Here is a 22,965-nt window from a genome sequence, read left to right on the forward strand (position 1 = left end):
AGGACACGAAGGACTATGAAGGTCAAGCCGAGCGTCAAGAAGATCTGCGACAAGTGCAAGGTGATCCGCCGGCACGGTCGCGTCATGGTGATCTGCGACAACCTGCGCCACAAGCAGCGCCAGGGCTAGTCGCCACAAGGCTTTTCCGAGAGTCCGCTCCAGTAGCGGGCTCTACGCATGGAAAGCCTGCAATCTGATAGCGCGCCAAGCATTCACCGCCAGGTGAATCACCCTCGGTCGGAGGCCGAGGCCCTCGCCCCGGGCATGGGGAGGGGAGCAAGGCGCAGGACCTCCGCCACACGAAGGAGAATGCCCGACCATGGCTCGCCTGGTTGGCGTCGACCTCCCCCGCGACAAGCGGCTGGAGATCGCTCTCACCTACATTTACGGCATCGGCCGTACCCGCGCTCTGGAGATCCTCCAGGCCACCGGCATCAGCGGCGACCTGCGGGTCCACCAGCTGAGCGACACTGAGCTCGTCCCGATGCGTGACTACATCGAGGGCAACTTCAAGATCGAAGGTGACCTCCGCCGCGAGGTGCAGGCCGACATCCGTCGCAAGATCGAAATCGGTTGCTACCAGGGCATCCGTCACCGGAAGGGTCTTCCGGTCCACGGACAGCGCACGCAGACCAACGCGCGTACCCGTAAGGGCAAGAAGAAGACCGTCGCCGGCAAGAAGAAGCCCGGTAAGAAGTAGTCCTCGCAGCCGCGGGACCGATGAACTCAGGAGTGAAGGCAAAGAATGCCTCCTAAGAGCCGTCAGGGCGCACCGAAGAAGGTGCGTCGTAAGGAAAAGAAGAACGTCGCTCACGGGCACGCCCACATCAAGAGCACGTTCAACAACACGATCGTTTCGATCACCGACCCGAACGGGAACGTGATCTCCTGGGCCTCGGCCGGCCACGTGGGTTTCAAGGGCTCCCGTAAGTCCACCCCGTTCGCCGCGCAGATGGCTGCCGAGAACGCCGCTCGCCGCGCCATGGAGCACGGCATGCGCAAGGTCGACGTGTTCGTCAAGGGTCCCGGCTCCGGCCGTGAGACCGCGATCCGTTCGCTGCAGGCGACCGGCCTCGAGGTTGGCTCCATTCAGGACGTCACCCCCGTGCCGCACAACGGCTGCCGCCCGCCCAAGCGCCGCCGCGTCTGACCAGGAGATATTGAGAAATGGCTCGTTACACGGGTGCGGACTGCAAGCTCTGCCGTCGGGAGAAGACCAAGCTCTTCCTCAAGGGCAGCAAGTGCGAATCCGCCAAGTGCCCCATCGAGATCCGTCCTTACCCCCCGGGTGAGCACGGTCGCGGCCGTCCGAAGGAGACCGAGTACAACACTCAGCTCCGGGAGAAGCAGAAGACGCGTCGCATCTACGGCATCCTCGAGAAGCAGTTCCGCAACTACTACGAGGAAGCCAACACCAAGGGCGGCAAGACCGGCGAGAACCTGCTCCAGATCCTGGAGTCGCGCCTCGACAACGTGGTCTTCCGCGCCGGCTTCGCGCAGTCGCGCGACGCCGCTCGCCAGCAGGTGCGCCACGGCCACGTGCTGGTGAACGGCAAGAAGGTCGACATCCCCTCGTACCGCGTGCGTGAGCACGACATCGTGGAGATCCGCGAGAAGTCGCGCAACCTTCTGCCCTACGAGGTGGCCCGCGCCACCGCCGGCGACCGCACCGTCCCCGCGTGGCTGGGCGTCGTGCCGGACAAGATGCGCATCCTGATCCACCAGCTGCCGGTCCGTCAGCAGATCGACACGCAGGTGCAGGAGCAGCTGATCGTCGAGCTCTACTCCAAGTAGCGGCTCGTTCTCGAACCCCCGGTCTCATCGGCCGGGGGTTTGGGGCTGTGTACGGCTCGCCGTACACAAATCATGGGTGGCGTCATATAGCGGTCGCCACACTGATCAGGGGAGATCCCAACCATGCTGATCGCTCAGCGTCCGACTCTTCTCGAGGAGTCGATCGACGAGTTCCGTTCCCGGTTCGTGATCGAGCCGCTGGAGCCGGGCTTCGGTTACACCATCGGCAACTCGCTTCGCCGTACGCTGCTGTCGTCCATCCCGGGCGCCGCGGTGACGTCGATTCGCATCGAAGGCGTGCTGCACGAGTTCTCGACCGTTCCGGGCGTGAAGGAGGATGTCACCGACATCATCCTGAACCTCAAGGAGCTGGTCGTCTCTTCCGAGCACGACGAGCCCGTGGTCATGTACCTGCGCAAGCAGGGCCCCGGTGAGGTCACCGCCGCCGACATCGCGCCTCCGGCCGGCGTCGAGGTGCACAACCCCGACCTCAAGATCGCCACGCTGAACGGCAAGGCGAAGCTGGAGATGGAGCTGACCGTCGAGCGCGGTCGCGGCTACGTCTCCGCCGCCCAGAACAAGCAGCCTGGCCAGGAGATCGGTCGCATTCCGATCGACTCGATCTACTCGCCGGTGCTCAAGGTCACCTACAAGGTCGAGGCCACCCGAGTCGAGCAGCGCACCGACTTCGACCGCCTCATCCTCGACGTCGAGACCAAGCCGGCCATGAAGCCCCGCGACGCGGTGGCCTCCGCCGGTAAGACCCTCGTCGAGCTGTTCGGCCTCGCCCGCGAGCTGAACGTCGAGGCCGAGGGCATCGACATCGGCCCGTCGCCGACGGACGCGGCCCTGGCCGCCGACCTGGCGCTGCCGATCGAGGAGCTGAACCTCACGGTTCGTTCCTACAACTGCCTCAAGCGCGAGGGCATCCACACCGTGGGTGAGCTCGTGGCCCGCAGCGAGCAGGACCTTCTCGACATAAGGAACTTCGGCGCGAAGTCCATCGAAGAGGTCAAGCAGAAGCTGCACGAGATGTCGCTGGCGCTCAAGGACTCCCCGCCCGGGTTCGACCCGAGCGCGGTGGCCGGCGGCGGCTACGACGACGACGACTCCGCGTACGTGGAGACGGAGCAGTACTAAGACGTCGGGCGGCCTCCGGTCGCCCGCGAAACCCGGGGCCCGCGCCCCGGGTCGCACTCTGACTATCGCGGGCTCCCTGCGGGGAGCCTGGCGGCCCGATCCCGGTACCTGACACGGCCGGGGCGGGTTGACTCTCAAGGAGAACGAAATGCCCAGGCCCACTAAGGGTGCTCGCCTCGGCGGCAGCCCGGCTCACGAGCGGCTCATCCTGGCGAACCTCGCCACCGAGCTGTTCAAGCACGGCAAGATCCGCACCACCGAGGCCAAGGCCAAGCGCCTTCGCCCGCTGGCCGAGAAGCTGATCACCAAGGCCCGCAAGGGCGACATGCACAACCGTCGCCAGGTGCTGACCGTGGTCAGGGACAAGGGCGTCGTCCACCACCTCTTCACCGAGATCGCCGTGCAGTTCGCCGAGCGTCCCGGTGGCTACACGCGCATCACCAAGATCGGTCCGCGTAAGGGCGACAACGCCCCGATGGCGGTCATCGAGCTCGTGAGCGAGGCGCTCAACCCGGTCCGCACCTCCAAGGCTCCGGCCGCCGAGGCCGCCCCTGCGGCTGCTCCGGCCGCCGCTTCGGAGGAGACCGCTTCCGAGGAGACCGCTTCGGAGGAGACCGCTTCCGAGGAGGCCGCCGCTTCTGAGGAGACCTCCTCCGAGGAGAAGTCCTCCGAGGAGAAGAAGGACGAGGCCTGATCCGTCAGGCTCCGTGACATCGGCCCGGCTCCCCGTCTCTCGGGGTGCCGGGCCTTGTCTCGTTTCGTGGAAGGTTCATCGTGATGCGGCTCCGGCTCGATCTGGCCTACGACGGCACCGACTTCTCCGGCTGGGCACGCCAGCCGGGCCTGCGCACCGTCCAGGGCTGCCTGGAGGACGGGCTCGGCCGCATCCTGCGCACACCGGTCGAGCTGACCGTGGCCGGCCGCACCGACGCGGGGGTGCACGCCCGCGGTCAGGTCGCGCACGTCGACGTGGAGTCGCTCAGCGGGGTGCTGGGCAACCGGGAGTCGGAGGAGGCGAGCGTCGATGAGCGGCTCGCTGCGCTGTTGCGACGGCTCGCGGGGGTGCTGGATCCGGATGTACGCGTTCAGCGCGTCAGCGTGGCTCCTGAGGGCTTCGACGCGCGCTTCTCGGCGTTGTACCGGCGGTACGTGTACCGGGTGAGCGACGAGCCCGGCGGGGTCGACCCGCTACGCCGGCGCGACGTGCTGTGGCACAACCGGCCGCTGTCCGTGGAGGCGCTGAACGCCGGGGCCGCGCTGCTGCTGGGCGAGCACGACTTCGCGGCCTTCTGCAAGAAGCGGGAGGGCGCGACGACCATCCGCGAGCTGCAGCGGCTGTCGTGGGTGCGGGACCCCGGGAGCGGGGTGCTGGAGGCGACGGTGATGGCGGACGCGTTCTGCCACTCGATGGTCCGGGCGCTCGTGGGGTGCCTGCTCGCCGTGGGCGAGGGGCGGATGCCGGCGGAGTGGGCGGGCCAGGTGCTGGCGCGTGCCGTACGGGACCCGGGGGTGAAGGTGGCGGCGGCGCACGGGTTGTGCTTGGAGGAGGTCGGGTATCCGGCCGACGCTCGAGAGCTGGCGGAGCGGGCGCGGATGACGCGGCGGGTTCGGACGCTGGCGGGGGACTAGGACGCCTGCCAGCGTCCGGTTCGGACGCCGGCGGGGGACTAGGACGCTTGCCGGGACGGTGTACGGCTTCAGGCACACTTCGTGCCGACGCGCCCCCGCCTCAGCGTGCGGGCGGGGGCGGCTTGGGCGACGAGCCGCTCAGCCGGTGCTCACGCGGCGTTCGAGCACCGTCGAGGTGTGGTCGCGGAAGGCGCCGCTGATCGTGCCCAGGCCCTTCTCCTTCGCCTCCGGCGTATGGCCGTCGGCGTAGGTGGCGTAGCTGAACACGATGTAACGCCCCCACACCAGGCCCGCCGCGTACCCGCCCGCGATGTGCACGCGGTCGGCGCCCGAGCCCGACGGGCCGGGGAGCGCGCGGAACCACAGGTTGCGGCCCAGGTTCTTGGCCTGGTCGGCCTGCATCGCGGCGTCCTTGGTCGGGAGCACCGCCAGGCCCGTCGTGACGGCGTACTTGCGCTTGGCGTCGACGTACGTGGCGCGCAGCACCCTGCTGCACTGCTGATCGCGCAGCGCGTCGGCGAACGGGCCGGACGCCGCCTTCGAGCAGTCCTCCGCCACCTCGGCCTTGACCCGCGTGTAGACGGTCTTGCCGATCTTGATCTTCTTGTCGGGGAACGCCTCCGACAGAGCCAGCGTCTTCGGGTCCGTCTCCTCGGAGTTGAGGATCGTCGTCGTCTCGTCGGTCGTCGGCTGCTCGCTGGGGGCCTGCTGGGTGGCGCTGGGCACCGGGGCCGTGGCGACGGCTCCCGCGGCCTCGTTGGAGGTGTTCATCGTGCGGTAGACGAGCACGCCGCCCGTCGCGACCCCGGCCACGACGAGCACGCCCAGGGCGGCGAAGGCCACCTTCTTGCCCTTGCCGCCCGCCGCCGGGGTCTCGACGACAGGCGGCGGGGGCTCGGCCGGGGCCCACTGCGCGTAGGAGGGCTCGGGGAGCTGGAAGCCCTGGGGCGGGGTGGGGGCGTTCTCAGCCTTGGGGCCCCAGACCTCGGGGCCGAAGGGGAGCTCGGGGAGGTTGGGGGGCGGCTGCTCGTGCTCCTGCGGGTGCTCGCCGACCGGCTCCGGAGCCGTCTGCTCGGGGGCGGGGAGGGGCGCCGGCGTCTGGTGGGGCATGGGGGGCCAGACGGGCACGTCGCTGGGCTCGGCCGGGCGGGGGACGGCGATCGTCACCGACGGGTCGACGGGGGTGCCCTCGAGGATCGGGGTGTCCGCGTCAGGGGACGGCGGCGCGTCGTGGCGCGCCTCGGTCCACTGGGTGCCGAGTTGGGGGCCTACGTGGGGGTTCGGCTGGGTGTCTGGTTGGGCGTGGGGCTGGGTGTCCGGCAGGGCGTGGGGCTGGGTGTCCTGCTGGGCCTGTGGCTGGGTGCTCGGTTGGCCGTGAAGCTGCGTGTCCCGCTGAGCGTCGGTCGGCGTGACGGTGGCCGACGCGGGGTCGTCAATCGTGGCGTCGTATGCGGGGGCGTCGTATGCGGGCACGTCGCGGATGGCCGCGTCCAAGGGGGCCGCGTCGAAGGTGGCCGCGTCGAAGGTGGCCGCGTCGTAGGGGGCCGCGTCATCCGCCACGGGCTCGCCGGTCGCGGCGGGCCACGGGGGCATGGACGGGCTGTCGGAGACCGGGGCGGGCCACACACGCATGCCTGCGGCGGCCGCGGTGAAACCGGGCGGGGGCTGCCACGGGGGCGCGCCCGGCACCACCGGCGGCAGCTCGGGGTGAGCGCTGCCGGGTTGCGTCTCGGGCTGGCCGGAGGACGGCGGCACGGGGTGCTCGCCGGGCTCCGGGTCGACGAACCAGTCGTACGGCCCAGCGTCCTTTTCGGTGAGTTCCCAGGGATATGCGCCGGGGAAGGCGGGCAGGGCGGGGAGGTCCTCCTGCGCAGCCTCCGAGCGCTCGCCGTTCATCGGAAAGGCACCGGGGGTGTTGAGTGGGTGGTCGCCCGGGAAGGCCTGGCCCGCGTCGGGCAGGTCGGCGCGGGGAGCCGCGAGGGGGTCGTGCTGGTCGGCGCGCGGAGCCGTAAGGGGGTCGTGCTGGTCGGCCTGGGGACCCGGGGTCTGGGCGATCGGGGGCACGGCGGGCTCTTCCCGCTCGGCGGCCGATGCCGGGGATTCGGCGCGCGGCTGGTCGGCCCGCACGTCGAAGGGCAGGTTCCGCCAGTCGACCGTCGTGTTCGCCTCGTGCTCGGGCTGGTCGAAGTCGAGGATGTCGTGACCCGAGCCGCCGAAGGGAGGCGGCTGGACGAGGTAGGACCCGCCGAAGCCGTTGGGCGAGGAGACCTCGGGGCCGCCGGGCGGCGCGAAGGGCGAGCCGATCGGCTGAGGGCCGCTGCGGCGATCCTGTGATGGATACGCCGGACTCGACGACTGGGGTCCGCTGTCGCCGCCGTGCGACGCGTACGGCGGATCGATGGGCTGAGGTCCGCTATTGCCGCCGTGCGACGTGTACGGCGCATCGATCGGCTGTGGCTCGTTGTGGCGCTCGTGGGGCGGGAACGCCGGGTGGATGTGCTGAGTCCCGCTGTCGCCGCCGTGAGCCGCGTTGAGCGCGTCGGTGGGCTGCGGTCCGCCGTCGGGCGGTGCCAGTGGCTGGGGCCCGCTGTGGGGGCCCTGTGCGAAGGGCGCGTCGGCAGGCTGGGAGGCATCCATCGCACCTCCGAAGCCCGGAGGGCGCGAGCCTTCAGCCCCAGGCGCCTCGGAGCCCAGGGCTCGGGGCATGGGCATGCCCTGGGCCGGGGTCGTCAGGCTGTGGTCGGCCGCCTGCTCGGGCTCGGGGAGCCCAGGTGGGGGTCCCTGGTAGATCGGGATAGGCGGACGCTGGTCGGGAGTCTGTGCACCGAAGGGGGTCCATGCGGCACCGGGCTCGGCGTCGGGGAACGCCGGAGTGGGCTGCGCCTCACCGGAGGGCGGCAGCTGGCCGAAGCTCGGCGGTGGCGTCGCCGGAGCGGCCGAGGCGTCGGTTGCGTCGCGCTCGTGCTCAGACCCAGATTCCTGGCCACGCATAAACGGGAGCCTAGCGAGAGTCAGAAGATCGTCATGCCGGTATGACTGTTCCCAGTCGAATCACTCGTCCCATTTGTGCACCCTTTCCCGAAAAGTTAGGCGGGGTAACCGGTGAGCCGGCGTGCGTCGAGGGCCTTGAAGACGGTGGCCTTCGCGACGTCGTTGGCCGCCTGGGCCAGCTGCTTGCTCTCCTTGGACGACGGCTTGTGGCCGTCCTTGAACTGGAACCAGATCATGACGGCATAGTGGCCATAAGGCCAGACCTCCGCGCCCGCTTCTCCGGCGCCGAGGAACTTGGTGATCTCGTCCTTGCCGGGCAGGGCCTTCAGGTAGTCCTGGCGTTCGCCCTTGCCGCCGGCGGACTCGGCCTTCTTGGAGGCGGCGGTGTCGAGGAGATTGGCGACGCCGATGGTGCCGATGATCTTGTCGTCGGAGCTCTTGAAGCTCCCACGAATGATCATCGTGCACTTGCCGGACTTGAGTGCCTTCTCGAGCTTCGCACCTTCGACTGCCTCCGCGCACTTGGTGTCCTTGCGCGAGGTGGTCATGGTGTACTTGCGGCCGTCGATGGTGATCTTCTTGCCGGCGAAGACCTCCTTGACCGTGAGCGGCTCGGGATCGGTCTCGCGCTGCTCCAGGTAGGCGAACTCGCCCGGCGGCGCTGAGGGCAGGGGGTCGGAGGTCTGGCGGGCCGCCGTGGTGGCCGGTGCGGACGTCTCCGCGTTGAACATCACCACGAGGCCGCCGGCCAGCAGGCCGAGCACGCCGAGTCCACCCAAGACGGCCCAGAGCGGCCCGCGGTTGCGCCGCCCCTCGTCGTAAGGGCTCCACATCTGCCGGGCTTGCTGCTGCTGCGGTTGGTCCTGCGGCTGCTGCTGCTCCGGCGGAGAGGGTTCCGAACTGCTTTCACGTTTCTTGGGAAAACCCATGCGGAGAGATTAGCCGCTCGGTGACCCCACAAGCCTCAGGAGTAGCCGAAATCCTGAGTCCACCAGGGTCCGCCGGCGTCGGCGACCACGCCCACGCCGATGGCGCGGATCTCGCAGTTCAGGATGTTCTTGCGGTGGTCGCGGTTGGCCATCCAGCCCTGCACGGCCTCCTCGGCGGTGACGTAGCCGCGGCCGATGTTCTCGGCCGCGCCCTGGGTGTAGCCGGCGCGCGCCATGCGGTCCCAGGGAGAGGAGCCGTCGGGGGAGTCGAAGGAGAACTGGCCCGAGCGCGCCATCTCCAGGGAGTGCAGCTCCGCCGACCTCGTCAGCCGCTGGTCGGTGCGCAGCGGGCGGCAACCGTGGCTCCGCCGTACGGAATTGGTCAGTTGCACGACCTGGGTGGCCAGCGGGGTCGACACGTCGAGGTCGTCGCCGCCGAAGACCTTGGTGGGGTCGTTCATGTCGCCGGCCACCTGGCCGCCGGTGGAGGGCGTCGGCTTCGGCGTGGCGCTCCGCCGTACGCGGGGGTTCTTTGGGGTTTCGCGGGGGATCGGCTCGGCGAAGGCCTGCGGCTCGGGCGGCGGGCTGGCGGCCGCGACCGTCGGCGACGGCTGGGTGTTCTTGAGGTAGATCTGGGCGGCCGGATCGGGGGTGCCGCTGCTGAGGCGGCCGATGAGCACGCCCACGAACAGGACTGTCAGCAGACAGGCCAACGGACCCAGGAGGCTCCTGCGCCGTGCGCGCCGCTGGGTCTGCCGGGTGTGAGGGGTCTGCCACATACCGCAGTCAACGATAGGGAAGGGGGGTGGTGGGAAAGAAGGGATTGCAGGGAACCGAAATAGAACCGTTCTGTCGTCCGTCGTTTTGCCTTGGCCGCGCAGGTCGGCTATGGTGTTGGTCGTTGTGTGCACTGGTCCGACGCGACCAATGCGCGGCGCGTCCGGCGTCATCTCCCATTTCTGAGCGGAGACGGAAGGTCCGGGCTGTCGTGCGCCCGCACCGACCGACCCCAAGCTGTCTGTTTCCGACAGCGCCGTAGACGCAAGCAAGATAAGGCTTACGACCGTGCGCACCTACACACCGAAGCCCGCCGAGGTGGAGCGTCAGTGGTACGTCATCGACGCCACCGACATCATCCTGGGCCGGCTGGCCAGCCACGCCGCGATCCTGCTCCGCGGCAAGCACAAGCCGATCTTCGCCAACCACGTTGACACCGGTGACTTCGTCATCATCATCAACGCCGACAAGATCGCGCTCAGCGGCAACAAGCTGGAGCAGAAGAAGGCCTACCGCCACTCGGGCTACCCGGGCGGTCTGCGTTCCGTGACCTACGGCGAGCTCATGGACAAGCGGCCCGACAAGGCCGTCGAGAAGGCCGTGAAGGGCATGCTGCCCAAGAACTCCCTCGGCCGGAAGATGGCCAAGAAGCTGAAGGTCTACAGCGGGTCCGAGCACCCGCACCAGGCCCAGAAGCCCGTGCCGTTCGAGATCACCCAGATCGCCCAGTAGAAGGATTTGAGGACAAACCGTGGCTGAGACCACCGGTATCGAGACGGCCGTCGAGGCCGAGGTGGAAGAGTTCTCCGGCGAGGACTTCCCGTCCGAGTACACCACCGAGTCGAGCGCCCTCGCCGAGGCCCCCGTGCGTCGTCCGGTCACCACCGGCAACTCGTACGGCACCGGCCGCCGCAAGGAGGCGATCGCCCGCGTGCGCATCGTCCCTGGCACCGGCAAGTGGACGATCAACGGGCGTTCGCTTGACACCTACTTCCCGAACAAGGTCCACCAGCAGATCGTCAACGAGCCCTTCGTGGTGCTCGGTGCCGAGGAGGCCTTCGACGTCATCGCCCGCATCGACGGCGGCGGCGTGACCGGCCAGGCCGGTGCGCTCCGCATGGGCCTGTCCCGCGCGCTGGCGATCCTCGACGTCGAGAACAACCGCCCGCCGCTGAAGAAGGCCGGCTTCCTCACCCGTGACGCCCGCGCCACGGAGCGGAAGAAGTACGGTCTCAAGAAGGCCCGTAAGGCTCCCCAGTACAGCAAGCGTTAATTTTGGGCCGCTTGTTCGGCACCGACGGGGTACGTGGGGTCGCGGGTCGCGACCTCACGGCCGAGCTCGCCATGGACCTGTCCGTGGCGGCCGCGCACGTCCTTGGAGACGCTTCTGACGGCAAACGAGCTGTTGCCGTCGTAGGCCGGGACCCTCGCGCTTCAGGTGAATTCCTGGAGGCAGCGGTGGTCGCCGGCCTTGCGTCGTCTGGGGTGGACGTGCTCAGGCTCGGCGTGCTTCCCACCCCGGCGGTGGCCTATCTGACCTCCGCGCTCGGGGCCGACTTCGGCGTCATGCTGTCGGCCTCGCACAACCCCGCACCCGACAACGGGATCAAGATCCTCGCCCGCGGCGGCGTCAAGCTGTCCGACGCGATCGAGGACGAGATCGAGCAGCGGCTGCGGGAACCCTGGGATCGGCCGTCCGGCGCCAAGGTGGGCCGGGTCCGTGACGCGTACGGCGAAGCGGACCGCTACATCTCGCACGTCCTGGCCACCCTGTCCGGCAGCCTCGAGGGGCTCAACGTGGTCGCCGACTGCGCCCACGGCGCCGCCTACATGGTCGCCCCCGAGGCCCTGGTGCGTGCCGGGGCCTCGGTCGAGACGATCGGGTGCCGTCCCGACGGGCTCAACATCAACTCCGGCGTGGGCTCGACCCACCTCGACAAGTTGCAGCAGGTCGTCATCTCCCGTGGCGCCGACTTCGGTCTGGCCTACGACGGCGACGCCGACCGCTGCCTGGCCGTCACCCACGACGGGCGGATCGTCGACGGTGACCAGATCATGGCCGTCCTCGCGCTCGACCTGCACGCCCAGGGGCGCCTGGCGCAGGACACCGTCGTCGCGACCGTCATGTCCAACCTCGGCTTCAAGCTCGCCATGCGCGAGGCCGGGATCACGGTCGTCGAGACCGCCGTGGGCGACCGGTACGTGTTGGAACGTATGAAGGCCGACGGCTACAACCTCGGTGGTGAGCAGTCCGGGCATGTGATCATGCTGGACCACGCGACCACCGGCGACGGGCTGCTCACGTCGCTGCACCTGGCGTCCGTCGTGGCCCGCACCGGCAAGTCGCTCGCGGAGCTGGCCTCCGTGGTGACGCCGATGCCGCAGATCCTGATCAACGTGAAGGGTGTCGATCGGGGCAAGGCGGGGGCCGACGAGCTGGCCGAGGCCGTGGCCGTGGCCGAGGCCGAGCTGGGTGACACGGGGCGGGTGCTGATCCGTCCCAGCGGGACCGAGCCGATGATCCGGGTCATGGTGGAGGCCGCTTCGGAGGACCAGGCGTCGAGCGTGGCCTCCCGGCTGGCCGACGTGGTCCGGGTGGCTTGCGTCTGAGTTTTGCTGTTCGTGCGTGGTTGAGGGCACGGCTTCCTGATGGAGGCCGTGCCCTCTTCTCGTGTCGCGGGGCCTTGATCTGACGGCAATCGGTGCGCTCTAGGCTCGCCGCATGACGACGCTGCGGGACAAGGTGGTGCTCATCACCGGGGGCCGGGCGCCGGTGGCGCTCGATCTGGCGAGGAAGTTCGCCGCCGGAGGCGCCCGCGTGCTGGTCGCGGAGAGCGCCGCCGCGACCCTGTGCGGCCGGTCCAGGGCCGTGGCGGGGGTGTTCAGGGTCCCGCCGCCGAACAGGGCGCCCGAGCGGTTCGTCCGCGCGCTGGTGGAGATCGTCCGGCGCGAGGGCGTGGAGCTGCTGGTGCCCACCTGCGAGGAGATCTTCTGGGTGGCCAGGGGCCGGGACGAGCTGGCCGAGCATTGCCGGGTGCTGGTGGCGGGGCTGCGGGAGCTTCGGGGACTGCACAGCAAGTGGGAATTCGTTCAGAAAGCTCGTGAGCACGGGTTGCCGGTACCGGAGACGAGGCTGGGCGAGGCGATGGACCGCCTGCCGTACATCGTGAAGCCGGAGTTCTCCAGGTTCGCCACGAAGGTGCGGACCGTGCGGAAGGCCGGGCCGGTCCCGAAGGGGTGGGTGGCGCAGGAGCTGCTCGAAGGGCGGCAGTTGTGCACCTACTCGGTGGCCGATCGGGGGCGGTTGGTGGCGCATGCCGCCTATGAGGTGGACTTCACCGCTTCGGGGGCGTGCGTGAACTTCGCGCCCGTGGAGGATACCGGGACGGAGCGGTGGGTCACGGCGTTCCTGGCAGGAGAGCGCTTCTCGGGGCAGGTGGCCTTCGACTTCATCGACGGGCGGCCGCTGGAGTGCAATCCGCGGGCCACGAGCGGGGTGCACCTGTTCGGGCCCGAGCTGGCCGCGGTGATGGCGGATCCGGGGCGGGCCGAGGGGGTGCTGCGGCCGGAGGCGGGCCGGCGGGCCATGATCGCTACGGCGATGCTCAGCTTCGGGCTGGCGGGCATGGTGCGGGAGCCCCGGCGGTGGCTCCGGGTCGTGCGCGAGGCGGAGGACGTGATCGCGGTGCCGGGCGACAGGGGGCCGTTCCTGTCCCAGTTCGAAGTGGTGTGGCGCAACTGGCTGCGCTCGATGTGGACGGGGCGGTCACTGGTGGAGTGCTCGACCTATGACATCGAATGGGACGGGCGGTGAGGGCGCAGCTGTACGGCGGGCAGGTGCCATGGCCGGATACGCCCGATGGTCAATTCGCCAGGAAGTATCTCGAACCGCTGATGGGCGGGGAGACGGCGGAGTTTATCCACAACGTGCGGACTGACGTCCGGACCCTGCTGGTGGATGGTGAGACCATTCTGCCCGTCACCGTCAACGACGGGGAGTACGGCAACGCGTGGGTGTGCTCGCCGTACACGCACTACGTCACCTATGCGGGGGAGGAGCTGTATCTCGTCGAAAGTGGGGTGCTGCGTGCCGTCCTGCGGGCGGCGCTGGGGGTGCTGGGGTGGTTGTGCAAGTTCTCGCGGGTCAACCGGGTGGTGCTGGTCAACAACTGGCTGCTGTCCACGAATCTGTATCCGCGGATGAGGGAGGGCCAGGTCGAGGCGGCCATCGAGAGGCTGAGGGAGGAGTTCCCCGATCACGCGATCGTGTTCTGCTCGGTCAACGAGCCGATCCCGGGGTGCGTGAACGTTCCAGGGCGGCAGATCTACCTGATCGAACCCGGCAAGACGGTCTCCAGGGCGCGCAAGCGGTGGCGGCGGGAGCTGCGGATGATCGAGCGTGAGGGCTACGAGGTGGTGGTGCCCGACGATCCGAAACGGGTCGTCGAGCTGTACGACAAGCTCTACCTCGACAAGTACTCACGCAACAATCCGCAGTTCAGCGAGCGTTTCGTGGCCGAGCTGCCGTTCACCTACCGGGCCCTGGCCAAGAACGGGAGGGTCGAGGCGGTGCTCGGTTACTACGAGCGCGACGGGGTGATCACGACGCCGGTGTTCGGCTACGACACCGATCGGCCGCGTGAGGAGGGGCTGTATCGCATGCTCAGCGCGCTGCTCTACGAGATCGCGGAGGAGCGGGGACTGAAGGTCAACGACAGCGCGGGGGCGGGGCATTTCAAGCGGCTGCGCGGGGCCGAGCCGCAGATCGAGTATCGGGCGGCGTATGTCGAGCACCTGCCGTGGCGGCGGCGGGCGGCATGGGTGGTGCTGGAGGCGATTCTGGGGAGGTTCGTGGTGCCGATGATGCGCAGGGAGGGGTGGTGAGCGTGGACCTGGTCGCCGAGGTGCTGGCCTCCTGCGCCAGGACTCCGCGGGCTACGGCGATCATCGACGCCAAGGGGCGGGAGGTGACGTTCGGGGCGCTGCGGGAGCGGTCGTTGCGGGTGCGGGACGCGCTGGTCTCGGCGGGGCTGCGGGCGGGCGAGGGGGTGCTCTACGCCGTGCGGCCCTCGCCGGAGGCGATCGCCGTGGCGTTGGGAGTGGTGGGTGCCGGCGGGACGCTGATCCTCGCCGACCCGGGCCTGGCTCCCGGCGTGCTGGAGGCGCGGCTGCGGCTGGCCGCGCCGGGGTGGGTGGTGGCGGAGTCGCTGCTGTACCTGGTGACGTCGGCCCGGCCGCTGCGCGGGCTGGCACGGCGACGCGGGGTGCTGCTGCCCGCGCTGGGACGGGCCGCGGTACGGCACGCGTACACGGGACCGTGGCTGCCGGGAGTGCCGGGCGGGGCGCTACGGCTCGACGGGGGACGGGCGGGGTCGCCTCGGCGGGGTGCGAGGGGTGGCGCTTCCGATGGCGGCCCTGGGGCCGATGGCGGCGCCTCGGAGACGCACGGGCTCGGCCTGGAGTCGGCCGCTGCCGTGGAGATGTATGGCCCCGGGCTTGAGCCGCCCGCTGCCGTGGAGACGTACGGCCCGGGCCTTGAGCCGCCCGCTGCCGTGGAAACGCACGGGCCTGACCTCGAGTCGCCCGCTGCCGTGATCTTCACCTCGGGCACCACGGCCCACCCCCGTGGCGTCGTCCACACCCGCGCCTCGCTGGCCGCCGGCCTGGAGATCTTCCGCACCCGCTTCCCCCTGCAGCCCGGCGACGTCGTCCACACCGACGGCCTGATGCTCGGCCTGCCCGCACTGATCGGCGGGGCGACCTGGTCCATGCCGGGCGCGACCATGCAGGGCCGCGAGATCACCCACCTCTACCAGGTGCCCGTGGAGGCGGCCAGGCTGGAGAGCATCCCGCCGTCGGTGCGCCACCTGCTCCTCGGCTCGGCGCCGGCGCCACCCGCCGTGCTGAGGAAGTGCATGACGCTGACCGGCGGCCAGGTGCACAGCATCTACGCGATGACCGAAGCCCTGCCCATCTCGGTGGCGAGCGCCGAGGAGAAGCTCGACTACCCGCAGGGCGATCTGCTCGGCCCGCCGCTACCGGGGGTGGGGGTGCGCTTCACGGAAGAGCAGGAGCTGGTTGTCAGCGGGCCGCACATCGCGCGCGGCTACCTGGGCGAGCCGCCGCTGACCGAGGTGCCCACCGGCGACCTGGTCCGCCTCGACGCCGACGGCAACCTCGTCCTGCTCGGCCGCAAGAAGGACATGCTGCTGCGCGACGGGTTCAACATCTACCCCAGCCTGTACGAACCGTCCATCGCCGCGCTGCCGGGCGTGCGTGAGGCGGCCATCGTGGGGCTGGCCGATCCCGAGACCGGTGACGAGGAGGTCGTGCTCGCGCTGGTGGCAGATGAGGGCTTCCACGAGGGGGCGGTGCGCAGGCGCCTGCCCGATCTCATGGACGCCGGCGCGTTGCCCGACCGGATCGTCGTGCTGCCGGAACTCCCTGTGTCAGGGCGGTCGCAGAAGCTCGATCGGGCCGCTTTGCGGGAGATAGTGAATTGACGGGGCATTCGACTCTTGGCAATGCTGCTGCGATGACTCTGAAACGATCTGTGGCGGGCGTAGCGCTCGCGGCGGCCTTAGTGACCGGTGCGTCCACCGTGCCGGCGGAGGCCGCGACCTCGGTATCCGTGCAGGCGGAGGCGCTGGCCAGGCCGGCCAACGGGAAGATCCTCTACGCGGGCATCTCCGGCGGGTCGGGGGTGCTGAAGGTCAAGAACGGCACGAAGCGGGACGCCGTGGTCACGCTGGTGAGGGGCAAGAGCAAGGCGATCAGCATCTACATCCGGGCCAAGTCGACGGCCAAGGTCTCGTCCGTGGTGGACGGGACTTACCGGATCTACTTCACGTCGGGGTACCGCTACAGCACCAGCAAGCGGCGGTTCACGAAGAGCGCGAGTTACCAGCGGTTCGATGACAGGCTGCGGTTCAGCACGAGCTCGACCAGCTACTCGATCTGGACGCTCACCCTGCAGCCGGTGGTGGGCGGTAACGCGTCCACCAGTGGGGTGAATCCGAAGGACTTCCCCGTCTGACCCGCGTCGGGGCTTCTCCCGGGTTCCGGTCTGACTTGGGGCCGCTCTGGTGCCCCTCGGTCTGCCGGCGAGGCGACCTGGGCGGCGGCGCTCGTCGTCGCCGCCAGGTACGCCATTCGCTGGCCGCCGCTCCAAGGCCGCCGCACCAACGCCGCCGCATCGGGACAAACCGCGCCGGACAACCGTGCCGGGACGGGTCAGGCCGACCCGGGGTGGGGCGACCGAGGTGGGGCGACCGAGGCGGGGCGTAGAGAGCGGAGTCGGGCGGGGCGAGCGGGGCGAGGCAAGGAGAGCGGGGCAAGGTGGGGCGAGGCGGGGCAAGGCGGGGCGGGGCGAGCGGGCGAGGCAAGGGAGCCGTCCTGAGCGTGCCGTGCCGTGCTGTGCCGTGCTGAACCAAGCCCGCCCCGTCGCCCTCCTACTCGTCCCCCGTGAGCGAGAACGACCGTAGCCGTAGTCCCGCCAGCACCACCGCCCCCACCGTGACGATCACCAGCGCCGGCACCGCGAAGCCGATCGCCACGTCCGACTTCAAGAACGGCACGTCCGTCAACTGGTCCGCAATCGTCTGCCCCCACTGCTGGATCGAGAACTTCCGCGCCCCCGGCACGAAGTTGCCGATCAGCCCCTCCCAGATCAGCGCGTAGACCACCCCGATGGCCACCGCGTGCTTGGTCACCACCCCCAGCAGCAAGAACACCGCCGCGTAGGCGAAGCCCGCGACGGTGGCGCCGATGGCGAAGCCGAGGGCGATGCCCGCCTCCTCGCGGATGAGGATCCAGGCGGCCGCATAGGTGGGGATCGCCGCGAAGAGCACCAGCATGGTCGCCGCCACGAGGAACTTGGTCTGTGCGATGACCGGCCGCGAGATCGGCTTGGACAGCAGGTGGATGATGGTCCCGTCGTCGATCTCCGGGGCGATGACGCCGGTGCCGGCGATGAGGCCGAGCAGCGGCAACATGGTGCCGATGGAGAAGGCCTGCAGCAGGCTGACGGCGGTGGCCTGGTCGGCGTCGCCGAGCAGGCGCAGGGCGAAGGCCATGCCGATGAGGAAGACCGGCAGCAGGATGAGCAGGACGATGCGGCGGCGCCCGAGCATGGCGCGGAAGGTGATCCCTGCGACCACGGTGTTCATCACGCGCTCCGGTTGATCAGGTAGGCGAAGACGCTCTCCAGGTCCTCGTCGGCGGGCGAGACCTGCTGCAGGTGGATGTCGTTGGCCTGGGCGACGCGTGGCAGCAGCCAGGTGAAGCGGCGGAACTCCAGCGCCTGCACCTCGAGTCCGTCGGGGCCGAGGGTGACGCCGCCGGTGCTGCCGTCGACGATGAGCGCGGCGGCCAGTTTGCGGTCGTCGCTGGAGCGGATGCGGAACAGGTGGGGCCGGTCGGTCATGAGCCGCCGGATCTCGCGGAAGTCGCCGGAGGCGGCGTGCCGTCCGGCGACGAGCACCTCGATGTGCTGGGCGACTCGTTCGACTTCTTCGAGGATGTGCGAGCTGAACAGGATGGTCTTGCCGGAGGCGCCCATCTGGCGGATGAGGTCCATCAGGTGCAGGCGCTGGCGCGGGTCCATGCCGTTGAACGGCTCGTCGAGCAGGAGGACGGCGGGGTCGTGGACGAGGGCGGCGGCGACCTTGACGCGCTGCTTCATGCCCTTGGAGTAGGTTTCGACGCGCCGGTCGCGGGCGGCTTCCATGTCGACGACGGCCAGCGCCTTGGAGGCGGCGGAGACGGGGTCGGACATGCCGTGGAGCTTTGCGGCGGACAGGACGAACTGCCAGCCGGTGAGGAAGCCGTAGACGCCTTCGCGTTCGGGGACCAGGCCGATGTTCCGGTAAATGTGGTGGTTCTTCCATACCTGGTTACCGTCGAGGGTGACGGTGCCATTGGACGGGGCGAGAAAGCCCGCCATCATGTGAAGAAGCGTGGATTTTCCGGCGCCGTTGGGTCCCAGCAGGCCGGTGACGCCCGGCCCGATCGTCATGGTGACGTCGTTGACCGCCACGACGTTGCCGTACCAGCGGGAGACCTGGGAGAGCTCGATCTTCATCGGGCCGCCGCCTTCCGGTATCGCAGGAACAGCGCGCCGAGGACCAGGGCGATCAGCGCGACCACGATCAGCGCGGGGCCCGGCCCCGGCGGGTAGGCGCCGCCGCTGGCCACCTCGCCGCCGAACAGCCACACCCGCACCGCGTCGACCAGGAAGAACGGGTTGATCAGCCAGGCCCACTCGGCGGCCGTGGTGCGCCCCACGGACTCGAAGGTGCCCACGAGCGCGCCCGAGACGGCCAGGCACAACATGTAGACGGCGATCACCGAGGCCACCCCGAGCCCGCGCCGCGGGGTCAGCGAGGCCAGCAGCAACCCGACGCCGGCCAGGAGGACGGCGAGCACCAGCGAGGTGAAGAGCCCTGCGACGAACTGCTGGGTGCGCAGCGGCTCGTCGGGCATGTCGACCAGCAGCTCGCCGACGAACATGAGCACCAGCGGCACCGCCATGAGCAGGAAGAGCGCCAGCACCATGGCCGCGTACTTGGCCAGGACGTACTGCGTGACGCCCACCGGCCTCGACAGGTAGAGGGGCAGCACCTTGTAGCGCAGGTCGGGCGCGACCGCCGTGGGCGCCTGGGAGGCGAGGAAGATCGCGGGTACGGCCTGCATGATGGTCGGCATCGAGGTGTAGGTCATCGCGGTCTCGTTCATGAGCGCCATGACGACGATCGAGACGACCGCGGGCAGCAGCATCACCGTGGCCAGGAAGAACGGCATCACCTTGCTGCGCGCCGGGCGCCCCAGGCCGAAGATGCCGCGCAGGGTGAAGACGAACAGCGCGCGCGTGCCGTACGCGGAACCGAGCCTGGCACCGTCGTAGTGACGGTAACCGATGTCGTGGATGACTCCCTCAGACACCTGCCACCTCCTCGCGGAAGACGTCCTCGATGCGCTGGCGGCCCTGCTCCAGACGGATCAGGCAGAGTTCGAGCTCGACCGCCGCGTCGCGGACGGCGTCGTAGGTGCCCGGCCCGTCGACCTTGACCAGGAGCGCGCGGCCCTGCGAGGTGACGGTCTGGCCGGCCTCGGTGAGCTTGGCCAGCAGGGCGTCGGTGCCCTCCTCGACCTCGACCGTCAGCACGGAGGTGGCCTGGGTGAAGTCGCCGATCGCGCTGGAGCGCAGCAGCCGCCCGGAGTCGATGACGATCACGTGGTCGCAGACCCGCTCCAGCTCGCCCAGCAGGTGCGAGGTGACCAGCACGCTGATGCCGAACTCGCTGCCGATGCGCCTGATCAGGGCCAGCATCTCGTCGCGTCCCTGCGGGTCGAGCCCGTTGGTGGGCTCGTCGAGGAAGACCAGTTGCGGGTCGTGCACCAGGGCCTGGGCCAGCTTGACGCGCTGCTTCATGCCTGTGGAGTAGCCGCCGATCGGGCGGTAGCGCTCTTCGTAGAGGCCCACATGCCGCAGCACGTCGGCGGCTCGCTCGCGCGCAGCCGTACGGGGCAGACCGGACATCTGTCCGAGGTGGACCACCAGCTCGGTGGCGGACACGTCGGGGGGCAGGCAGTCGTGTTCGGGCATGTACCCGACGACCCGGCGGATCTGCGCGCCTTGGGTCGCGATGTCGAGGCCGAGGACCTGCGCGCGTCCTGACGAGGGCGGCAGCAGTCCGAGCAGCATCTTGATGAGCGTGGACTTGCCGGCCCCGTTCGCCCCGACCAGACCCGTCACGCCGGGTCCGGTCGTGACGGTGAGCTGGTCCAGCGCGGTGACGCCGGGGAAGCGTTTGGTCAGCCCCTCGGTGACGAGGATGTGCATGATCCGGACCCTACCCGCAGGCCCTTGATCAGGGCCTCCGTCACACGGAGGATTTCCCGCCTCGTCCCGCGGATTGACCAACCTGAGGCCAGAAGGTCCTTTGGACGATCAGCGTCGCCGTACCTGAGAGCACCATGCCCGAGATGTTGATCGCGAGTTGCGCCGCCGCGCCGCCCACCGCGCCCCAGTCGGCCAGGGCCACCGCCACGGCCGCGTAGCCCGCCGCCGGGATGGTGGTGACCGAGATGAAGACGCCGACCAGCGACGACGACTTGCCGGCGGTGACCGACAGGACGCCCGCCACGCCCGCGAGCAGCGCCACGATGAACGAGAACTTGTCGGGCAGCACGATGAACTGCACCTCGGCGTTGAGCTCCAGCATGCTGTGGTTGACCCAGCCGAGCCATGAGGAGACCAGGGCGCACGCGAAGGTCACCGCGATGCCCACGGAGAACCCGACGATCAGGGTGACCGACGAGCTGCCGATCAGGTGCCACCTGCGCAGCGTCAACCCGAAGCAGATGGCCGCCACCGCGCCGAACTCCGGGCCGAGCACCATCGCGCCGACGATCAGGATGGGAGAGTTCAGCAGCACGCCGATGCCCGCCAGCTGTGTGGCGATGGCGAAGAAGGCCAGATAGGCCCAGGTTATCCGGGAGTCGCCCTGGACCCGCTGGCGCAGCTCCTCCCAGATCACCGCGTCGTCGCCCTCGCCCGGCGCATCCTCCTTGGCCTCCTCCGACACCCGCGAGATCGACAGGTCGACCTGCTCGACGGCCATCGACCCCTCGGCCTCCAGCCACTTCAACCGGCCGATGACCGTGTTGGCGGACTCGCGAGCCAGGTCGCAGAAGATCAGGTCGCCCTTGGGCAGGCGCGCCGCGCCCGGCAGGACCGCGATGTTGGTGACACCGGTGCAGCTCTCCAGCGTCTCCAGCACCTCGTCGGTCCGGCCGGGCGGGCTGACCACTCGCATATGCAGCACCACGCCATTGTCGTGTATCCGGCGTTGACGGAACGTTGATGGCGCCGCGCCAGGCTGCCCCCATGAGACCCACCTGCCATGAACACGGCGAGCAGTGCTGGTTCGCCGCCATCGACGACCGCGAGTGCTGGGGGCGCCTGGCCACCTACCTCATGGAGGAGGTCAGGTACGGCGGAGCCGTACGCGTCTGATGGAGTGGTCGGCGCCCTTCTGCAGCACCAGCCCGGCCCTGCCGCGGGTCGGCAGGATGTTCTCCACCAGGTTGCGTTCGTTGATGTCGCGCCACACGTTGCGCGCGAACGTGCTCGCCTCCTCGTGCGACAGGTCGGCGATGAACCTGAAGTAGGACTGGGGATCCTCGAAGGCGGTCTGGCGCAGCTTGTGGAAGCGGGCGACGTACCAGTCGCGGATGTCCTCCACGCGAGCGTCGACGTAGATCGAGAAGTCGAAGTAGTCGCAGACCGCCAGGGCGGTCGGAGGAGCGGGCTGGAGCACGTTCAGCCCTTCGAGAATGAGGATGTCCGGATTTTTCACCGTCTGGGTCTCACCCTGGACGATGTCGTACTCCAAGTGGCTGTAGATCGGCGCATGCACTTCGGCGGCGCCCGCCTTCACCTCGGCCACGAAACGCACCAGCGCCCTGCGGTCGTAGCTCTCCGGGAAGCCCTTGCGCTGCATGATGCCCCTGGCCTCCAGCACCGCGTTCGGGTACAGGAAGCTGTCGGTGGTCACCAGCGCCACGTTCGGGTGCTCCGGCCAGCGCTTGAGCAACGTGTGCAGCAACCGCGCCGTCGTCGACTTCCCGACGGCGACGCTGCCCGCGATGCCCAGGATGTACGGCACGCGCCGCTCGGGCCCGCCCAGGAAGGCGTTGAGCGCGGTGCTCCGCTGCTTGGACCCGGTGAAGTGCAGGTTCAGCAGCCGGGTGAGGGGGAGGTAGATGTCGGTGACCTCGGCCAGGTCGATGGGGTCATCGAGGCCGCGCAGGTCTTCCAGCTCGTCAGCGGTGAGAGTCAAGGGCGTGTTCTTGCGGAGTTCGCTCCACTGCTCCCTGCTCAGTTCCACGTAGCCGTTATTCACGCAGGCAGCCTAACGAGCTAGCTTGACCTCATGGGGGACGGGTCACCCTTCACCTCCGCCCTGTCCGCGGGGGAGTTCGCCGCGATCCGCTCGGTGGGGTTCGAGCCGGTCGGGCAGGTCATGGGCACATCGGTGCACTCGCCCGTGACGAAACGCGGCCAGCTCGACTGCATGGCCCGCTCGCAGGACGCCTATGCGGCCAGGCTGAGCCTCCCCTACGACAGGGTGCTGCTGCGCCTGCGCCAGGAATGCTTCGCGCTGGGCGCCGACGGTGTCGTCGGCGCGACCATCCGCAGGCGGACGGTGGCGGGAGCCGTCGAGACCACCGCCATCGGAACCGCCGTACGAGCCACCGGCGCCCGCAGGCTGTACACCCCGTTCATCGCCCACCTGAACAGCCATGACTTCGCCAAGCTGGTCGCCTCCGGCTGGATGCCCGTGGGAACGGCCTACGGCTTCGCGGTCGACATCGTCCACGCCTACGCCCCCTGGGGATGGCAGCCGAACACCGAGATGCGGGTGACGACCGGCCTGGTCCAGCGCGTCAGGCAGGCGGCGCGCAAACAGCTGGTCGCCGACATCGCCCGCCAGGGAGGCGTCGGCTTCGTCCTGGCCAGGCACGATCACGAGCGCCACCTTCATGAGTGCGTGATGCGGGAGGGCCGCGAGGACCTCGTCCTCGAGTCTTCTTTCCTGGGCACCGCCATCGTGCCCTTCCGCACGAAGTCCCCTCTTTCGCCCAAGACGCTGACGGTGATGCCGCTGTAAAGTGATCTCGTGGGGGATGGGTTACCGTT

Annotated in this window: 25 protein-coding genes; 16 read left to right on the top strand and 9 right to left on the bottom strand. The window is 69.4% G+C overall.

Going from position 1 to position 22,965, the window contains the following annotated elements; genetic code table 11:
- The first annotated feature begins 15 nt into the window (after nucleotides 1-15).
- From rpmJ to truA, 7 genes are all read left to right on the top strand, one after another.
- On the top strand, nucleotides 16-129 hold the full coding sequence (gene rpmJ / locus ACIBH1_RS01200; protein ID WP_003956441.1) for a 50S ribosomal protein L36: 114 nt from the start codon (nucleotides 16-18) through the stop codon (nucleotides 127-129).
- Nucleotides 130-319: 190 nt separating this feature from the next.
- Entirely contained in the window at nucleotides 320-700 is a 381-nt protein-coding gene (gene rpsM / locus ACIBH1_RS01205; protein ID WP_397311524.1) for a 30S ribosomal protein S13, read from the top strand.
- 45 nt (nucleotides 701-745) lie between these two features.
- Nucleotides 746-1,150, top strand: a complete 405-nt coding sequence (gene rpsK / locus ACIBH1_RS01210; RefSeq protein WP_020542285.1) for a 30S ribosomal protein S11 — start codon at nucleotides 746-748, stop codon at nucleotides 1,148-1,150.
- A gap of 17 nt (nucleotides 1,151-1,167) precedes the next feature.
- Nucleotides 1,168-1,794, top strand: a complete 627-nt coding sequence (rpsD, locus tag ACIBH1_RS01215) for a 30S ribosomal protein S4 (protein WP_397311525.1) — start codon at nucleotides 1,168-1,170, stop codon at nucleotides 1,792-1,794.
- A 123-nt stretch (nucleotides 1,795-1,917) separates the two neighbouring features.
- On the top strand, nucleotides 1,918-2,934 hold the full coding sequence (locus ACIBH1_RS01220; RefSeq protein WP_181615895.1) for a DNA-directed RNA polymerase subunit alpha: 1,017 nt from the start codon (nucleotides 1,918-1,920) through the stop codon (nucleotides 2,932-2,934).
- A 148-nt stretch (nucleotides 2,935-3,082) separates the two neighbouring features.
- Nucleotides 3,083-3,628 (top strand): 50S ribosomal protein L17, encoded by a 546-nt coding sequence (rplQ, locus tag ACIBH1_RS01225; protein WP_397311526.1) that lies wholly within the window; start codon nucleotides 3,083-3,085, stop codon nucleotides 3,626-3,628.
- An 83-nt stretch (nucleotides 3,629-3,711) separates the two neighbouring features.
- Nucleotides 3,712-4,563: a tRNA pseudouridine(38-40) synthase TruA gene (gene truA, locus ACIBH1_RS01230; RefSeq protein ID WP_397311527.1), complete on the top strand. Its 852-nt coding sequence runs from the start codon at nucleotides 3,712-3,714 to the stop codon at nucleotides 4,561-4,563.
- A 138-nt stretch (nucleotides 4,564-4,701) separates the two neighbouring features.
- Here truA and ACIBH1_RS01235 read toward each other — a convergent pair whose 3' ends face one another.
- The 3 genes from ACIBH1_RS01235 to ACIBH1_RS01245 form a co-directional block, all read right to left on the bottom strand.
- Complete coding sequence (locus ACIBH1_RS01235; protein ID WP_397311528.1) at nucleotides 4,702-7,200, bottom strand: hypothetical protein; 2,499 nt, start codon at nucleotides 7,198-7,200, stop codon at nucleotides 4,702-4,704.
- Between the two features lie 449 nt (nucleotides 7,201-7,649).
- On the bottom strand, nucleotides 7,650-8,483 hold the full coding sequence (locus tag ACIBH1_RS01240; RefSeq protein ID WP_397311529.1) for a hypothetical protein: 834 nt from the start codon (nucleotides 8,481-8,483) through the stop codon (nucleotides 7,650-7,652).
- A gap of 35 nt (nucleotides 8,484-8,518) precedes the next feature.
- Nucleotides 8,519-9,169: a CAP domain-containing protein gene (locus ACIBH1_RS01245; RefSeq protein WP_397311530.1), complete on the bottom strand. Its 651-nt coding sequence runs from the start codon at nucleotides 9,167-9,169 to the stop codon at nucleotides 8,519-8,521.
- Nucleotides 9,170-9,548: 379 nt separating this feature from the next.
- Here ACIBH1_RS01245 and rplM point away from each other — a divergent pair, with 379 nt between their 5' ends.
- The 7 genes from rplM (at nucleotide 9,549) to ACIBH1_RS01280 (ending at nucleotide 16,296) form a co-directional block, all read left to right on the top strand.
- Nucleotides 9,549-9,992 (top strand): 50S ribosomal protein L13, encoded by a 444-nt coding sequence (rplM, locus tag ACIBH1_RS01250; protein WP_397311531.1) that lies wholly within the window; start codon nucleotides 9,549-9,551, stop codon nucleotides 9,990-9,992.
- Between the two features lie 19 nt (nucleotides 9,993-10,011).
- A complete protein-coding gene (gene rpsI / locus ACIBH1_RS01255; RefSeq protein WP_181615901.1) occupies nucleotides 10,012-10,533 on the top strand; it encodes a 30S ribosomal protein S9 in 522 nt (173 codons plus the stop codon).
- A 2-nt stretch (nucleotides 10,534-10,535) separates the two neighbouring features.
- Nucleotides 10,536-11,870, top strand: coding sequence for a phosphoglucosamine mutase (glmM, locus tag ACIBH1_RS01260; protein ID WP_397311532.1), 1,335 nt, complete (start codon nucleotides 10,536-10,538; stop codon nucleotides 11,868-11,870).
- Between the two features lie 112 nt (nucleotides 11,871-11,982).
- Nucleotides 11,983-13,074, top strand: coding sequence for a hypothetical protein (locus ACIBH1_RS01265; RefSeq protein WP_397311533.1), 1,092 nt, complete (start codon nucleotides 11,983-11,985; stop codon nucleotides 13,072-13,074).
- A gap of 113 nt (nucleotides 13,075-13,187) precedes the next feature.
- Nucleotides 13,188-14,144, top strand: coding sequence for a hypothetical protein (locus tag ACIBH1_RS01270; protein ID WP_397311534.1), 957 nt, complete (start codon nucleotides 13,188-13,190; stop codon nucleotides 14,142-14,144).
- Nucleotides 14,141-15,763 (top strand): class I adenylate-forming enzyme family protein, encoded by a 1,623-nt coding sequence (locus ACIBH1_RS01275; RefSeq protein ID WP_397311535.1) that lies wholly within the window; start codon nucleotides 14,141-14,143, stop codon nucleotides 15,761-15,763. Before ACIBH1_RS01270 ends, ACIBH1_RS01275 begins: the two co-directional genes overlap by 4 nt.
- A 32-nt stretch (nucleotides 15,764-15,795) precedes the next feature.
- A complete protein-coding gene (locus ACIBH1_RS01280) occupies nucleotides 15,796-16,296 on the top strand; it encodes a hypothetical protein (protein ID WP_397311536.1) in 501 nt (166 codons plus the stop codon).
- Nucleotides 16,297-16,711: 415 nt separating this feature from the next.
- Here ACIBH1_RS01280 and ACIBH1_RS01285 read toward each other — a convergent pair whose 3' ends face one another.
- From ACIBH1_RS01285 to ACIBH1_RS01305, 5 genes are read right to left on the bottom strand one after another with little or no spacing between them, the layout of a single operon-like run.
- Nucleotides 16,712-17,428, bottom strand: coding sequence for an ABC transporter permease (locus ACIBH1_RS01285; protein ID WP_397311537.1), 717 nt, complete (start codon nucleotides 17,426-17,428; stop codon nucleotides 16,712-16,714).
- The gene (locus tag ACIBH1_RS01290) at nucleotides 17,428-18,342 is read right to left on the bottom strand and encodes an ABC transporter ATP-binding protein (RefSeq protein ID WP_397311538.1); all 915 of its coding nucleotides are present in this window, start codon (nucleotides 18,340-18,342) and stop codon (nucleotides 17,428-17,430) included. Before ACIBH1_RS01290 ends, ACIBH1_RS01285 begins: the two co-directional genes overlap by 1 nt.
- A complete protein-coding gene (locus ACIBH1_RS01295; RefSeq protein ID WP_397311539.1) occupies nucleotides 18,339-19,202 on the bottom strand; it encodes an ABC transporter permease in 864 nt (287 codons plus the stop codon). Before ACIBH1_RS01295 ends, ACIBH1_RS01290 begins: the two co-directional genes overlap by 4 nt.
- Entirely contained in the window at nucleotides 19,195-20,103 is a 909-nt protein-coding gene (locus ACIBH1_RS01300) for an ABC transporter ATP-binding protein (RefSeq protein ID WP_397311540.1), read from the bottom strand. The genes ACIBH1_RS01295 and ACIBH1_RS01300 overlap by 8 nt, the downstream gene beginning before the upstream one ends.
- A 40-nt stretch (nucleotides 20,104-20,143) precedes the next feature.
- Nucleotides 20,144-21,079: a DUF389 domain-containing protein gene (locus ACIBH1_RS01305; RefSeq protein ID WP_397312175.1), complete on the bottom strand. Its 936-nt coding sequence runs from the start codon at nucleotides 21,077-21,079 to the stop codon at nucleotides 20,144-20,146.
- A gap of 71 nt (nucleotides 21,080-21,150) precedes the next feature.
- Between ACIBH1_RS01305 and ACIBH1_RS01310 the strand changes: the two genes are divergently transcribed.
- Nucleotides 21,151-21,279, top strand: coding sequence for a hypothetical protein (locus ACIBH1_RS01310; protein WP_281389969.1), 129 nt, complete (start codon nucleotides 21,151-21,153; stop codon nucleotides 21,277-21,279).
- Here the strand turns inward: ACIBH1_RS01310 and coaA are convergent.
- Nucleotides 21,251-22,153 (bottom strand): type I pantothenate kinase, encoded by a 903-nt coding sequence (gene coaA / locus ACIBH1_RS01315; RefSeq protein WP_397312176.1) that lies wholly within the window; start codon nucleotides 22,151-22,153, stop codon nucleotides 21,251-21,253. The two genes, ACIBH1_RS01310 and coaA, sit on opposite strands and share 29 nt — an antisense overlap.
- A gap of 45 nt (nucleotides 22,154-22,198) precedes the next feature.
- Between coaA and ACIBH1_RS01320 the strand changes: the two genes are divergently transcribed.
- Nucleotides 22,199-22,936, top strand: a complete 738-nt coding sequence (locus ACIBH1_RS01320; protein WP_397311541.1) for a heavy metal-binding domain-containing protein — start codon at nucleotides 22,199-22,201, stop codon at nucleotides 22,934-22,936.
- Nucleotides 22,937-22,965 lie beyond the last annotated feature (29 nt).

The organism is Nonomuraea sp. NPDC050663 (assembly GCF_044456985.1).
Lineage (GTDB): Bacteria > Actinomycetota > Actinomycetes > Streptosporangiales > Streptosporangiaceae > Nonomuraea.

Excerpts from the sequence above, each read along its gene's own strand:
- ACIBH1_RS01305 (WP_397312175.1), bottom strand. The coding sequence starts at position 21,079 with ATGCGAGTGGTCAGCCCGCCCGGCCGGACCGACGAGGTGCTGGAGACG.
- ACIBH1_RS01235 (WP_397311528.1), bottom strand. The coding sequence starts at position 7,200 with ATGGATGCCTCCCAGCCTGCCGACGCGCCCTTCGCACAGGGCCCCCAC.
- rpmJ (WP_003956441.1), top strand. The coding sequence starts at position 16 with ATGAAGGTCAAGCCGAGCGTCAAGAAGATCTGCGACAAGTGCAAGGTG.
- ACIBH1_RS01310 (WP_281389969.1), top strand. The coding sequence starts at position 21,151 with ATGAGACCCACCTGCCATGAACACGGCGAGCAGTGCTGGTTCGCCGCC.
- ACIBH1_RS01240 (WP_397311529.1), bottom strand. The coding sequence starts at position 8,483 with ATGGGTTTTCCCAAGAAACGTGAAAGCAGTTCGGAACCCTCTCCGCCG.
- ACIBH1_RS01300 (WP_397311540.1), bottom strand. The coding sequence starts at position 20,103 with ATGCACATCCTCGTCACCGAGGGGCTGACCAAACGCTTCCCCGGCGTC.
- rpsK (WP_020542285.1), top strand. The coding sequence starts at position 746 with ATGCCTCCTAAGAGCCGTCAGGGCGCACCGAAGAAGGTGCGTCGTAAG.
- rplQ (WP_397311526.1), top strand. The coding sequence starts at position 3,083 with ATGCCCAGGCCCACTAAGGGTGCTCGCCTCGGCGGCAGCCCGGCTCAC.
- rpsD (WP_397311525.1), top strand. The coding sequence starts at position 1,168 with ATGGCTCGTTACACGGGTGCGGACTGCAAGCTCTGCCGTCGGGAGAAG.
- ACIBH1_RS01285 (WP_397311537.1), bottom strand. The coding sequence starts at position 17,428 with ATGAACACCGTGGTCGCAGGGATCACCTTCCGCGCCATGCTCGGGCGC.
- ACIBH1_RS01220 (WP_181615895.1), top strand. The coding sequence starts at position 1,918 with ATGCTGATCGCTCAGCGTCCGACTCTTCTCGAGGAGTCGATCGACGAG.
- truA (WP_397311527.1), top strand. The coding sequence starts at position 3,712 with ATGCGGCTCCGGCTCGATCTGGCCTACGACGGCACCGACTTCTCCGGC.
- ACIBH1_RS01320 (WP_397311541.1), top strand. The coding sequence starts at position 22,199 with ATGGGGGACGGGTCACCCTTCACCTCCGCCCTGTCCGCGGGGGAGTTC.
- rpsM (WP_397311524.1), top strand. The coding sequence starts at position 320 with ATGGCTCGCCTGGTTGGCGTCGACCTCCCCCGCGACAAGCGGCTGGAG.
- ACIBH1_RS01265 (WP_397311533.1), top strand. The coding sequence starts at position 11,983 with ATGACGACGCTGCGGGACAAGGTGGTGCTCATCACCGGGGGCCGGGCG.
- ACIBH1_RS01290 (WP_397311538.1), bottom strand. The coding sequence starts at position 18,342 with ATGAAGATCGAGCTCTCCCAGGTCTCCCGCTGGTACGGCAACGTCGTG.
- ACIBH1_RS01280 (WP_397311536.1), top strand. The coding sequence starts at position 15,796 with ATGACTCTGAAACGATCTGTGGCGGGCGTAGCGCTCGCGGCGGCCTTA.